Origin of the sequence: Photobacterium sp. Ph5, from assembly GCF_022129445.1 — a bacterium.
Classification (GTDB): domain Bacteria; phylum Pseudomonadota; class Gammaproteobacteria; order Enterobacterales; family Vibrionaceae; genus Photobacterium.
On sequence record NZ_JADQAQ010000029.1, the window covers coordinates 1 to 14,181 of the forward strand.

General features: G+C 40.1%; 10 protein-coding genes. 4 read left to right on the top strand and 6 right to left on the bottom strand.

Translation table 11 applies throughout. From position 1 onward, the window contains the following. The first annotated feature begins 625 nt into the window (after positions 1–625). Positions 626–2,038 (top strand): pyruvate kinase PykF, encoded by a 1,413-nt coding sequence (pykF, locus tag I3259_RS12290; RefSeq protein ID WP_238029899.1) that lies wholly within the window; start codon positions 626–628, stop codon positions 2,036–2,038. Positions 2,039–2,400: 362 nt separating this feature from the next. Then, a complete protein-coding gene (locus tag I3259_RS12295) occupies positions 2,401–3,024 on the top strand; it encodes an FCD domain-containing protein (RefSeq protein WP_238029934.1) in 624 nt (207 codons plus the stop codon). Positions 3,025–3,344: 320 nt separating this feature from the next. Here the strand turns inward: I3259_RS12295 and ilvN are convergent, their stop codons facing one another. The 6 genes from ilvN to I3259_RS12325 all read right to left on the bottom strand — a co-directional run bounded on the left by ilvN (position 3,345) and on the right by I3259_RS12325 (position 10,974). Then, positions 3,345–3,842 (bottom strand): acetolactate synthase small subunit, encoded by a 498-nt coding sequence (gene ilvN, locus I3259_RS12300; RefSeq protein ID WP_005369845.1) that lies wholly within the window; start codon positions 3,840–3,842, stop codon positions 3,345–3,347. Next, on the bottom strand, positions 3,842–5,560 hold the full coding sequence (locus I3259_RS12305; protein WP_238029900.1) for an acetolactate synthase 3 large subunit: 1,719 nt from the start codon (positions 5,558–5,560) through the stop codon (positions 3,842–3,844). The genes ilvN and I3259_RS12305 overlap by 1 nt, the downstream gene beginning before the upstream one ends. 326 nt (positions 5,561–5,886) lie before the next feature. Next, a complete protein-coding gene (locus tag I3259_RS12310) occupies positions 5,887–7,710 on the bottom strand; it encodes a long-chain fatty acid--CoA ligase (protein WP_238029901.1) in 1,824 nt (607 codons plus the stop codon). A 345-nt stretch (positions 7,711–8,055) separates the two neighbouring features. Next, positions 8,056–9,012: a transcriptional regulator LeuO gene (gene leuO / locus I3259_RS12315; RefSeq protein ID WP_238029902.1), complete on the bottom strand. Its 957-nt coding sequence runs from the start codon at positions 9,010–9,012 to the stop codon at positions 8,056–8,058. A gap of 323 nt (positions 9,013–9,335) precedes the next feature. Continuing rightward, positions 9,336–10,454, bottom strand: a complete 1,119-nt coding sequence (locus I3259_RS12320) for an MJ1255/VC2487 family glycosyltransferase (protein ID WP_238029903.1) — start codon at positions 10,452–10,454, stop codon at positions 9,336–9,338. 10 nt (positions 10,455–10,464) lie between these two features. Beyond that, positions 10,465–10,974 carry a phosphatase PAP2 family protein gene (locus tag I3259_RS12325; RefSeq protein WP_238029935.1) on the bottom strand — a complete coding sequence of 170 codons (510 nt, stop codon included), beginning with the start codon at positions 10,972–10,974 and terminating at the stop codon, positions 10,465–10,467. Positions 10,975–11,482: 508 nt separating this feature from the next. Between I3259_RS12325 and leuA the strand changes: the two genes are divergently transcribed. Both leuA and leuB read left to right on the top strand, forming a co-directional pair. Next, positions 11,483–13,027, top strand: coding sequence for a 2-isopropylmalate synthase (gene leuA / locus I3259_RS12330; protein WP_238029904.1), 1,545 nt, complete (start codon positions 11,483–11,485; stop codon positions 13,025–13,027). 63 nt (positions 13,028–13,090) lie between these two features. Beyond that, the gene (gene leuB / locus I3259_RS12335; RefSeq protein ID WP_107207643.1) at positions 13,091–14,179 is read left to right on the top strand and encodes a 3-isopropylmalate dehydrogenase; all 1,089 of its coding nucleotides are present in this window, start codon (positions 13,091–13,093) and stop codon (positions 14,177–14,179) included. Positions 14,180–14,181 lie beyond the last annotated feature (2 nt).

Below are 14,181 nucleotides of genomic sequence, written 5' to 3' on the forward strand. Positions count from 1 at the left end.
GAGCAGGCGACTCATAATCGCTTGGTCCCCAGTTCAAGTCTGGGAGGGGCCACCAAACATAGAAAGGCAGAAAAGGTTAATCCTTCTCTGCCTTTTGTTTTATCCATACCCATTCAGATTAAGATCACAAAAGCTATCATTGTGATTTCATCAATTACTTTGATACTTCTTCACTGCAACAGAATATGTTACAGCGCAAAGATAATATTGAATAACCCTTTCAAGTCTTGATAAATAGCAATACTTTATTTTTATTTTTAAGCATAATCATCATCGTTACGTCACATAGCAATGAGACAATTTAGGCTCTTAACTCTAAGTGCAAATCACAAGAGTTCTGCTATAATGTTGCGCTCGTTAAGCCCATATCCAATGAAACTGTTTGATATTATTGACTAACGCAAGTACCAAGATCTAACCAACGATAAGTAACCATAAAAATTTCGTACCGCACTTTATCAAAGCGCCAACGTTTTTATAAAGTAATGTTTATCGAGTTTTTTATTACAACCATCGTAGTAACTACTCTCTCATTTAGAATGTAGTCATACAGCAATCAGATGAGAACACTAGTTCTATGATGATAATTTCCCCTTGGGTAAAAGTTCGTCTGGAGAGACCCTCAATGAAAAAGACCAAGATCGTATGTACGATTGGACCTAAAACTGAATCTGTAGAAATGCTTACTAAGCTAGCTAACGCTGGTATGAACGTAATGCGTCTTAACTTCTCACACGGTGACTTCGAAGAGCACGGTCAACGTATTCGTAACCTACGCGAAGTAATGGCTAATACAGGCAAAGAACTAGCAATCCTGTTAGATACTAAAGGCCCTGAAATTCGTACAATCAAACTAGAAGGCGGTCAAGACTTCTCTCTAGTAGCTGGTCAAGATTTTACATTCACAACTGACACTTCAGTTGTTGGTAACCAAAACCGCGTTGCTGTAACTTACCCAGGTTTTGCTAAAGACCTAACAAAAGGTAACACTATCCTAGTAGACGACGGTCTAATCGAAATGGAAGTGCTAGAAACTACAGAGACTGAAGTTAAGTGTAAAGTACTTAACAACGGTGACCTAGGCGAAAATAAAGGTGTTAACCTGCCTGGCGTTTCTGTAAAACTTCCAGCACTTGCTGAAAAAGATAAAGCAGACCTTAAGTTTGGTTGTGAGCAAGGCGTTGATTTCGTTGCTGCTTCTTTCATCCGTAAAGCAGAAGACGTACAGGAAATCCGTGCACTTCTAGCAGCTAATGGCGGCGAAAACATCCAAATTATCTCTAAGATCGAAAACCAAGAAGGTGTTGATAACTTTGACGCTATCCTTGAAGCTTCTGACGGTATCATGGTTGCTCGTGGTGATCTTGGTGTTGAAATCCCAGTTGAAGAAGTTATCTTCGCTCAGAAGATGATGATCGAGAAATGTAACCGTGCACGTAAAGTTGTAATCACTGCAACTCAAATGCTTGATTCTATGATTAAGAACCCACGTCCAACTCGCGCAGAAGCGGGTGACGTTGCTAACGCAATCATGGATGGTACAGATGCTGTAATGCTTTCTGGTGAATCAGCTAAGGGTAAATACCCAATTGAAGCTGTAACTATTATGGCGCAAATCTGTGCTCGTACAGATGACGTTGTTAAGCCTGAGCTAGGTTCTCGCCTAGACAGTCCACGTCTACGTATCACAGAAGCAGTATGTAAAGGTGCAGTAGACACAGCTGAGAAGCTAGGCGCTCCACTGATCATCGTTGCAACAGAAGCTGGTAAATCAGCTCGCTCTGTACGTAAATACTTCCCAACTGCACGCATTCTTGCTGTAACAACAAATACGAAGACAGCAGCTCAGCTATGTCTTTCTAAAGGCGTTACACCAGTTGTTGTTGATTCAATCGAAAACACTGATGCATTCTACCTACGTGGTAAAGAGCTAGCACTTGAGACTGGTCTTGGTGCTAAAGGCGATATCGTTGTTATGGTTTCTGGTGCTCTTGTAACTTCAGGCACTACAAACACAGCATCTGTACACGTACTTTAATTCGTACCTACTGATGTATAAAAAGGAGCTCTTGTAGCTCCTTTTTCTTTTATGCTGTTAACACTCTAAACATCCAGCCTCTTAACATGCCACTTTGTCCCCTAACAATAAATACGTGATAGCGCTTACTTTGGGTAATGCTACATTATTATGTTAGCCATCACTTATATGATACCCCTTCTATAAATGACCAAATAGCACCTAAAATGTTTAAGCAATAAACAAACCAATGTATACTTTAATCTTAAAGTACTTATAACTTCATATATAACAAGACGATAAATTCTCAATAATAATAATAACGAGAATTTTAAAAGCAGAAGAGGATTGACGTGTCTAGCCCGACTTTAACGAATCAGGTTATGGAAGTCATCCGACAAGATATCTTGCTCGGTAAACTGACTCCTGGCCAAAAACTCGTTGTCGCTGATCTTAAAGAGCGATACAACGTAGGTGCATCTCCAATTAGAGAAGCCTTGGTGCAATTATCATGGAAAAAATACGTTAAATTTGCACCACAAAAAGGATGTTGGGTCGCACCCGTTTCAATTGAAGAGCTACAAGATCTTTTTAGCGCGAATAAAGTCATCTCTCGAGAGCTATTATCGCGTGCAATTACGCAGGGTGATGAAGCTTGGGAACTCAATATTTTGACGACCTATCACAAACTCAGCCGCTTAGATCCAACCCTTGATGATACTGATTTATCTGAATGGGAACAAAGACATAGTGATTTCCACACCGCTATTTTAACCAGTGCACACTCTCCTGTAATGCTTGATATCTATAATGATATCTATGATCAAATAAAACGCTATCGCCATATTTGGGTGAGTAAAACACGAGAAGTGGAAGATCGCTATACTGATGAAGGGGAACACGAAGCTCTGATGAAAGCGGTACTTGACCGTGATGTGGAACTTGCTCAAAAAATTATGCAGACCCACTTTGAAAGAGCAGTTGATGACATAAAAAATCACCTCTAAGCTTTAAATTTCAAATAAAAAGCTCGTTAATATCATTAACGAGCTTTTTTGATCTTACCAGCCAAAGATCTCTTTATGGTGGGTATTTAACAGCAACACAACTAACAAAAAATAAATTGCACTCACTTTAAACCCTAAAATAACGAGAATAGCTGTGGTTAATCGGACCAAAAATTGCCGCAGCATCGCTTACCTCATATGGTATAAGCGCTTCCCTGCCTTCTGCTCCTTACTAAAGATTAGTCGATGTTTATTCATTAAAAAATAAAAAGCCGATTGCTTATTACTACAATCGGCTTTCTTAATATTGCGCTATACAATTACGCCTTTAACGCGCGCTCTCCCCGAGCCATACCAACAACACCACTTCGAGCGACTTCAATGATCTCTGTCGCTTCACCAACAGCAGCAAGGAAAGCATCAAGCTTCTCACCCGTGCCTATTAATTGAATGGTATAAATTTGACTTGTAACATCAATGATCTGTCCTCGGAAAATATCTGCAGTACGTTTAACCTCTGCTCGCGCAAAACCACTTGCTTTGACTTTAGTTAGCATTAATTCACGCTCAACATGCTCAGATTCAGTAATATTACTAACCTTTAAAATATCAATCAGCTTATGAAGATGTTTTTCGATTTGTTCGTAAGCCGATTCATTTTTCACATTAGTCGTGATATTTAAGCGAGATAACGTTGGATCATCTGTTGGTGCAACAGTGAGTGATTCGATATTGTAACCACGCTGAGAAAACAGACCCACCACACGAGATAATGCACCCGGTTGGTTTTCAAGTAATACTGAAATAATTCTACGCATTAGGTTCTCTCCGTCTTGCTTAACCACATCTCATTCATTGCACCACCACGGATAAGCATTGGGTAAACGTGCTCTGTTTCATCAACACTAATATCGATAAAGACTAATTTATCTTTTAATGCCAAAGCTTTTTCTAATTCACTTTCTAATTTATTAGGATCTGAAATTCGTACACCAACATGACCATAAGCTTCAGCAATAGCAGCAAAATCGGGCACAGAGTCCATGTATGAATGTGAGTGGCGACCTTGGTAGATCATATCTTGCCACTGCTTCACCATGCCTAAGAATCGGTTATTTAAGTTAATGATCTTAACAGGAATATCGTATTGCAACGCGGTAGATAGCTCTTGAATATTCATCTGAATACTGCCATCACCTGTTACGCACACCACTTCCGCATCAGGCAAAGCAAACTTCACTCCCATCGCAGCAGGCAAACCAAAGCCCATCGTGCCTAAACCGCCAGAGTTAATCCAACGACGAGGCTTATCAAACGGGTAATAAAGCGCGGCAAACATTTGGTGTTGACCAACATCAGAAGAAACATAAGCTTCGCCATTGGTTAAGCGATGAAGAGCCTCAATCACTTGCTGTGGTTTAATACGATCACTATCGGTGTCATAGCTTAAACATTCACGTTCTCGCCACGATTCAATTGATTGCCACCATTGTGCGATCTCTTGTTGATCATTTTTCACTTCATGCTCTTTTAATAATTTAAGCATGCTATTTAGTACGGTATCCGCCGAGCCCACGATAGGGATATCTGCTGATACGGTTTTAGATATCGATGAGGGATCAATATCTATGTGCATGATCGTTGCATCAGGGCAGTACTTTTCTAAGTTGTTAGTCGTACGATCATCAAAACGCACTCCAATACCAAATATAAGATCTGCGTTATGCATTGCCATATTCGCTTCATAAGTGCCATGCATACCCAACATACCTAAACACTGTTTATGTGTACCAGGGAACGCCCCTAGCCCCATCAAAGTATTCACAACAGGGATGTTTAATGACTCAGCAAGTTCAATCAATTGCTCGCTGCACGATGACATGATGGCACCGCCACCTACGTACAATACTGGTTTTTTCGCAGATAATAGCGCTTTAACACCACGCTTAATTTGTCCTTTATGACCTTGGGTCGTCGGGTTATATGAACGTAATGAAATCGATTCTGGATATTGATAAGGATACGCTTCAGCAGGGTTTAACATATCTTTAGGGATATCAACCACAACAGGACCTGGACGACCTGTAGATGCTATATAGAAGGCTTTTTTGATAATTGCAGGGATGTCTTCAGGTTTGGTTACAAGAAAGCTATGTTTAACGACTGGGCGTGAAATCCCAACCATGTCACATTCTTGGAATGCATCGTTACCAATTAAGCTACTCATTACTTGTCCTGATAGCACGACCATAGGGATTGAATCCATATAAGCCGTTGCAATACCAGTAATGGCATTCGTTGCGCCAGGACCAGAGGTCACCAGTACAACACCTACATCACCCGTGGCACGCGCATAACCATCAGCCATATGAACAGCAGCTTGTTCATGACGAACAAGAACATGTTCAATATCGCTTTTTTCATGAAGGGCATCGTAGATATCAAGAACAGAGCCACCAGGGTAGCCGAATATATGCTTAACGCCTTGATCGATCATAGAACGTACGATCATATCAGCGCCGGACAACATCTCCATATTTTGTCTCCAGGTCGATGAAACATAGTTAGGGCTTATTTTTAGCCTAATAAACGCCATGAATAATTCATGCTATGTATACTGCGCAATGCAATAACAACACGCAGCTACCTGTAACAACTTTAACGCTTTTGCAGCATTTGAATCTAGAGGAAAAGTCGACTTTGATTTTAAAATCTTAAAATTTGATGTTTTATGACTTTTTACATGAAAATAAAACCATCCAGCCACATTAATAACCACCACGTAGTTTTATTACCAAATATGTTACTAGCTAAAACAAAAAAGGAGCCATAACGGCTCCTTAATTTATTAAAAATAAAACATTACTTATCTTTATGAGACGCCTTTTTATGGCTTTCCTCATACATATGCTCAATTTCTTTGTGGTAACGATCTTGAATCACTTTTCGACGAAGTTTTTGAGTAGGCGTTAACTCACCTTTGTCCATCGAAAATGATTTAGGTAACAAGGTGAATTTTTTCACCTGTTCAAAACGTGCTAAATCTTTTTGTAGCTCTACAACACGTTTTTCAATTAACTCAACAATTTGGCTATGTTTAACTAGCTCCAAACGGTCTTTGTATTTGATATTTAATTCGCGCGCATGTTCTTCAAGCGTTTCAAAACACGGAACAATCAAGGCTGATACAAACTTACGAGTATCGGCAATAACAGCTATCTGCTCAATAAAGTGATCTTTACCTATCGCACCTTCAATCACTTGCGGCGCAATATATTTACCACCAGAAGTCTTCATTAACTCTTTAATACGATCTGTAATAAACAAATTACCTTGCTCATCAAGATAGCCCGCATCACCTGTTTTCAAGAAGCCATCTTCAGTGAAATTTTTCGCGGTTTCTTCCGGCATATTATAATAGCCACGCATAACCATTGGACCACGAACTAAAATTTCATTCTGCTCGCCAATTTTAACTTCAGCACCGGGCATTGGCATACCAATAGAATCAGGGTTATAACAGCTGTCATCCCAACAAGAAACCGTCGCTGTGGTTTCTGTCATGCCGTAACCTAATTTAACGTTAATTCCAATCGCATGGAAAAAGCGTCCAATTCCCGCATCTAATTTCGCACCACCACATGGCATAAATTTAATATTGCCACCGAGTACTGCCTGTAGTTTAGATAGCACCACTTTCTCAGCTAACGCATAAGATTTCTTCAATAGCCAAGAAGGCTCACGGCATTCCTGACGGGCAGCAGACATCTTAGCCCCCATATTCACCGCCCATGTAAATATCATTTTACGGTGCAAGGGTGCACGAGAGACTTTATCGTGAATACCTGAATAGATTTTTTCAAACACACGAGGAACCGCCGACATATACTGCGGTTTCACCGTGATTAGTGCTTCTTTCAATTTATTAGTATCGGATAGATAGCAATTAACGACACCACGATGTAACGCGTAAAAAGTCCATGCTCGCTCAAAGACGTGTGATAACGGTAAGAAACATAATGAAGTATCACCTTCATCTAACGCTAACCGCTGATCATGCGCTTCAATCTGAGAAGCTATGTTCGCATAATCTAGCATTACCCCTTTCGGTGTACCGGTTGTACCCGAGGTATAAATAAGCGTGATCAGATCATCCATTTGTTTTTCAGCTAAGCGAGTATCAAGTTCTTGCTGATATTCACCGCTTGCTTGCTCAACAAACTCATTATAATGACACGCTAATGGATGATCAGGGATCGTGACATCGTCCGACAGTGCAACGATGCGTTCAAGCTGAGGGCATTGTGCTGCAATTTCAACAGCCGCATCCATTTGAGCTTGCTCGCCAACAAAAAGTACTTTTACACTTGCGTCCTGAAGGATATAAGCCGCTTGCTGCTCTGTACTTGTTGGATAAATAGGAACTGTAATACAACGATTGTATAACGCCGCAAAATCAGCAACAGTCCAACGTGGCATATTGTTTGAAAATATACCGACTTTATCTTGAACCTGTAGCCCTTGACACAATAACGCCAAAGCCAGTTGCTGAATTTGTTCGCCAAAACAATTCCAACTAATATCTTGCCACTCACCATCAACTTGATGACGTAATGCAGGCTTATCACCTAAGCGAGAAACTTGACTGCGAATGCGGTGAACAATATGAAAATCGTGTTGTGCCATAAGTACTCTATTTCTTTAGCTTACACTTGTAAGCTGATTCGAGATATGCAGTCTACAATTCAGCCTATAAAAAGCCAACCATAATGCACATAAAATTATATTTCCCAACCCTAGTGATTTACTCTACGCCTTGTGAATAAAGGCTATCAAACGACTTTTCAATCAAAAAGCAAAAGTGTAAGGATCTATAAATAACATGGTTGAAGAACGAAAAAATCAACCTGATTTCATGTCGCGACATTATTCATATTGCAAAAAACAGACAACTCTTGACGCTGTAATTTCGATAACTACGAACAGAAAAGGTCAGCAATTATGCTGACCTTTACGTTTATATCATGAGGATTATTGGGTTAAGTCACCACAAATTGCCATTAGTTGATCTCGCATCCAAATATTGCCTTTATCTTTTTGTGTTGACTCATGCCAACTTAAGTAACCGCTAATTTTATTGTTAGCAAATGGAAGTTCTAGCACTTTTAAGTGTAGATTATCAGCCACAGATTCTGCTAACCAACGAGGCGCTACCGCAATTAATTCAGATTGGCCGACTACATACATAATATTGCTTAAACTCGCACCTTGATAAGCTTCATTGTAACTGTGCGCTTGATTGTAAATATGATCGGCGAAACCTTTAACTTCAGGGATCGTTTTTAATACGGCGTGCATTTCATGATTAAATTCAGCTTCAGAAATACTGTCATGTAAACGAGGGTGATTTCCTGATGCGATGACAACGAGTTCATCACTGAATAATTCTGTGCTGCAAAAACCTTGCTCATCAAAGCGTACATAATCAATCACAAAATCAATTTCTTGATAACGCAATTTCTGTGCTAATTCCGCTTCAAATTCGGCTTCAAGTTGAAGACGTAAATTAGGTGCTTGCGTGTTCATTTCTTTTAAAATCTGAGGTGCAAAACGCATATCTGAAGGGCTGCAAATTGCCAACTTAAAAGTACGATTTGATGTCATTGGATTAAAGATAGAGCATGGCAATTCATTTTTAACTAATTGCAGGGCTTGGCGCAGTGGTCCAAACAATTGTTTTGCTCGTTGCGTTGGTTGAATACCGCGACCATGACGAATAAATAGTTCATCATTAAACATCACTTTAAGACGCGCAACAGCATTACTTACCGCAGGTTGTGACATACCTAAATTATGTGCTGCACGGGTAATGTTCTGCTCTTGCATTACAGCATCAAAAACAGTTAATAAATTAAGATCAACACTACGTAATGTTGATTCCATTGAGTAAGTTTCTGTTGGGAAAACTGAAGATGTTTTACGTGTCATATTGTGCCTCTAAATTTATGAGTTCATCGGCACGTCCTATGCCTTCAGTAACTTAGAAGCTTAATTCTTGCTTCTAGTCTAAACCCGCTTGATTTGGGATGAGACCAGTATTATCCAAACAGATTGATGAGACTAATAATAGAATATAAGTGATTATGAACTTTGTATGAATTAACACTAATTCAGAAATATAAACATTAAAAATCATAGAGTTAAACCACACATAAAATAAATAAAAAAAGATATAAATAAAACTTTAGACATTTTTTTAAGGTAAAAAGCAGTAACAAATTCAAGAATAATCAGTAACTTTTCCTATTGATTCATTTCACCAATGATTTAATCAGTGAAGGCGTCACCGTGATATATTGGCTTTCGGGGTAATGCTCGGACATTGCTTCAGCTACAGACTCTGGGAACTCAACTTGCTGCCATAACACTTCTTTTAGTGCATCAATATCATCCCACTCTTTATTAAGTAACCACTTACTAACTTCACTTGCAACATCTGGGATTTTAACCCGCCCAACACTCTCGCTATCAAGCCAAACTCGCATCGTCGTCACATCTAACGATTGAGTAACATGAGCTAATCCCATCATCGCTAACGTTGCAACATTACTACTTTGTTCAAATTGCCCTTGTAATGGCTTTAGCAATAATTTTTTCCCTAAAGAAATAGCCTCTGAAGGCAGCTCAAAACCACCGTTTGCCACGACACCTTTACAGTGATGTAAATGGTAATGAAAACCCTCTCGACTTAATGGTTTCAACTGCACATTTTGCCATTGTGATTTGCTCTCAACATCTGGGTGATAACAAACAAAATTCACTTGCTGAAAATGAGAGAGTAAATCGGTAATTTGAGAAAGTGACTCAAAGGGTAAATACACCAAAATAAAAGGTTGTTGATGACGACTCGGTGTATCAAAACAAGGAATAATTGGCGGTAATATTGGGCAGTTAAAATGATGCCAATGCAGACCAATTTGATATTGAGTCGGAGCAAAATAACGCGTAAGTAGTCGATCAAATACGCTTTCATTCGCTTTGGGTACATCATGTAAAAAAGCAGCTTGATGACTTAACGAGAGACTGGGTACTTTCTGCTGTTTTGCAGCCCATGCAGTAACGGGCTCAAAATCATTCAACACTAAATCATAACGAGATACATCTAACGTTTTCACTTCTTGTCGAAATTGCCGTAAATCAAGCTGATGCCATGTTTTTAATCGTTGGATACAGCCTTGTTCAGTAACGAAAGTCAGCCCTTTTCCCAATTGATAATCACCAAAACAGGCCATATCAAAAAACTTATCTCTTTCCCGCCCTGAAAAATAATAATCAACCTCACAATCTAATCCATCAAAAGCACGTGCCATTTCACGAGCTCGAGAAATATGACCATTACCCGTACCTTGGATTCCATAAAGTATTTTCATTGTATATTCCTTACAAGATAAAACCGGCTAATTCAAAACAAGTAAAACCTAATAATGCGCCAGCAACAATATCGCTAAGATAATGCACCCCCAGTAATACACGGGAGAAACCAATGCAGCTTGCCCATAGCCATACCATTTCACTATACGAAGGATAAAAGCTTGAAATTAAGGCGGCCATCATAAAAGCTGCCGCAGTATGACCCGATGGCAAGCTATAGCGATCTGAGGGTTTTATAAAGGAGGGTAAACTAACCGGACGACTACGTTTAAAGCTATTTTTGAGCAGCCAATACAATGGGAGTTCAATCAAAAACATCAACAAACCATAAAGAATGAAAAAATCCCCGTGTTGTTGATCACCCCACCATACGAGAAAGCCAATCATGGCATATAAGTGGCCATCGCCTGTTCGTGAAACAATACGGCTAATTTTAGCCAGTGGAATATTAAATCGATGACAGAGACATAGCGTTGAAAACGCATAATCAAAACGCTGAATGGGGGTAAGTAATGTCATCATTGTTCTCCTTTTTATAACTGTCACTAGAATAAAAAGGACTTGTGACAACAAGGTGAAACTTCAAAGGAGAGTCAGTGACAATCTAGAAGAAAAGGAGAATCACATTAATTGTTAATGATTTGACAACTATTTATCATTAAATGTTATAGTCAACCTTCTCAGTGTTTTTCCCTTATTTACGGGGAAATATATCGCAATAATTAAAAATCAATTAGTTAGCGTCATAATTATAAAATAAACATAATTATTGGTTGACCTTTGACCTGTCTATTTGGTATTCATTTGTTAAACAACTTTATATAAGTGTGTATAAAATGAAAAAACGTTTCTCTTTACTCCTTAGCCTCCTCCTTATCGTGACTTAAATCGCGCGGGTTGCTTTTGAGTGGGAAACGCCACTAAAGATTTTAAAACCCGCGCAACTTGCGCGGGTTTTTTCATATATCGACTAGCGCAAGTGAATGCGAACTAACCTGTAACGGTAATAGATTAAAAGGAAGTAGCAATGAAAGATCAGGTCATTATTTTCGATACTACGCTACGTGACGGTGAACAAGCGTTATCGGCAAGCCTTACCGTAAAAGAAAAACTACAGATCGCATACGCATTAGAGCGTTTAGGTGTTGATGTGATTGAAGCAGGCTTTCCTGTTTCATCCCCTGGCGATTTTGAGTCAGTACAAACTATCGCGAAACACATCAAAAACAGTCGTATTTGTGCTCTATCCCGAGCGGTAGCAAAAGATATTGATGTAGCGGCAGAGTCATTGAAAGTCGCAGAAGCTTTCCGCATTCACACCTTTATTTCAACCTCAACCGTTCACGTACAAGACAAGCTACGTCGTAGCTATGATGATGTCATTGATATGGGTGTCGCAGCTGTAAAGCGTGCGCGTAATTATACTGATGATGTTGAGTTCTCATGTGAAGATGCCGGCCGTACACCGATTGATAATCTATGCCGCATGGTAGAAGCCGCTATCGATGCGGGCGCTAACACCATTAACATTCCTGATACCGTAGGCTACACCCTACCGAGCGAATTTGGCGGCATTATCACTCAACTATTTAACCGCGTTCCAAATATCGATAAAGCTGTTATTTCTGTCCACTGTCACGATGATTTAGGTATGTCTGTTGCCAACTCAATGGCAGCCATTCAAGCAGGTGCTCGTCAAGTAGAAGGAACCATTAATGGTCTAGGTGAGCGTGCAGGTAACTGCTCACTAGAAGAAATTGCGATGATCATCAAAACTCGTCAGGAGTTGCTGGGTGTTACCACCAATATCAAACACGATGAAATTCACCGCACCAGTAAAATGGTTAGCCAGTTGTGTAATATGCCAATTCAAGCCAATAAAGCGATTGTTGGTGCCAATGCCTTTAGTCACTCATCGGGTATTCACCAAGATGGTATGCTAAAAAATAAAAACACCTATGAGATCATGACGCCTGAATCGATTGGCCTTAAAAACCAAGCACTAAACCTAACCAGTCGCTCTGGTCGTGCGGCAGTTAAAAGTCACATGGATGCATTGGGCTACACCGAAAACGAATATAGCCTAGACAAACTCTATGCTGATTTCTTAAAACTGGCAGATCGTAAAGGCCAAGTGTTTGATTATGACTTAGAAGCGCTGATGCATTTTTCTAATCTTCGTGATGAAGATGACTACTTCAAACTGAACTACCTAAGTGTTCAATCGGGTAGTGTGATGGCAACGACCAGCATCAAGCTATTGTGTGGTGACGAAGAAAAATGTGAAGCAGCAGTCGGTAACGGTCCTGTCGATGCGTTATACCAGTGTATCTACCGCCTAACAGGTTATGACATTGTACTGGATAAATTTGATTTAACCGCAAAAGGTGAAGGTGAAGACGGCTTAGGACAAGCAGATATCATCGCTAATTATAAAGGCAGAAAATACCACGGAACGGGTTTAGCAACCGATATTGTAGAAGCGTCTGGTCAAGCGTTACTGCACGTTATCAATAGCATTCACCGTGCAGATCAAATTGAAGAAATAAAGCAACGCTCAGCAACTCACTAGTTGATAACGCTTGCAGTTACTCACGAATTTATACTTTTAAACAATTATGGAGAGCAAGATACCATGGCTGGTTCTTACAATATTGCAGTTTTACCCGGTGACGGGATTGGTCCAGAAGTGATGCAACAGGCACATAAAGTGCTAAATGCAATCGAAGCTAAATTTAATCTAACCTTTAATCGTACAGAATATGATGTGGGTGGTATTGCTATCGATAATCATGGCTGCCCGCTACCTGATGCCACTCTAAAAGGCTGTGAACAATCCGATGCAGTGTTATTTGGCTCTGTTGGTGGCCCTAAGTGGGAACATCTAGCGCCTAACGATCAACCTGAGCGTGGTGCTCTTCTGCCACTACGTAAACACTTTCAATTATTTTGTAATCTACGCCCAGCTCAAATTCACCGTGGCTTAGAGAAGTTCTCTCCACTACGCGCTGATATTTCAGAACGTGGTTTTGATATTGCAGTTGTGCGTGAGCTCACTGGCGGTATTTATTTTGGTCAGCCAAAAGGCCGCGAAGGTGAAGGCGCACAAGAAAAAGCATTCGATACCGAAGTCTACTACCGCTATGAAATTGAACGTATTGCAAAAATTGCGTTTGAATCAGCTCGCTTACGCAGCAAAAAAGTCTGCTCTATTGATAAAGCTAACGTCCTACAGAGCTCTATTTTATGGCGTGAAGTCGTGGAAGAAATCGCGAAAGATTACCCTGATGTGACGTTAACTCACATGTACATTGATAACGCGACCATGCAGCTTATCAAAGATCCTTCTCAATTTGATGTCATGCTATGTTCAAATATCTTCGGCGATATCATCTCTGATGAGTGTGCAATGATCACAGGCTCTATGGGTATGTTGCCTTCTGCTAGCCTTAACCAAGATAAGTTTGGTATGTACGAACCTGCTGGCGGTTCAGCACCTGATATTGCAGGTAAAAACATAGCAAATCCAGTGGCGCAGATCCTATCAGCAGCACTGATGCTTCGTTACAGCCTAGGTGAAGAAACAGCGGCACGTGCTATCGAACAAGCGGTATCACAAGCGCTAGAAGCCGGTGAGTTAACAGCCGATCTTGCGAGTGATAAGCCAGCACTAACCACCAGTGAAATGGGCGATAAGATCGCAGCCTACATTCAACAAGCATAAGG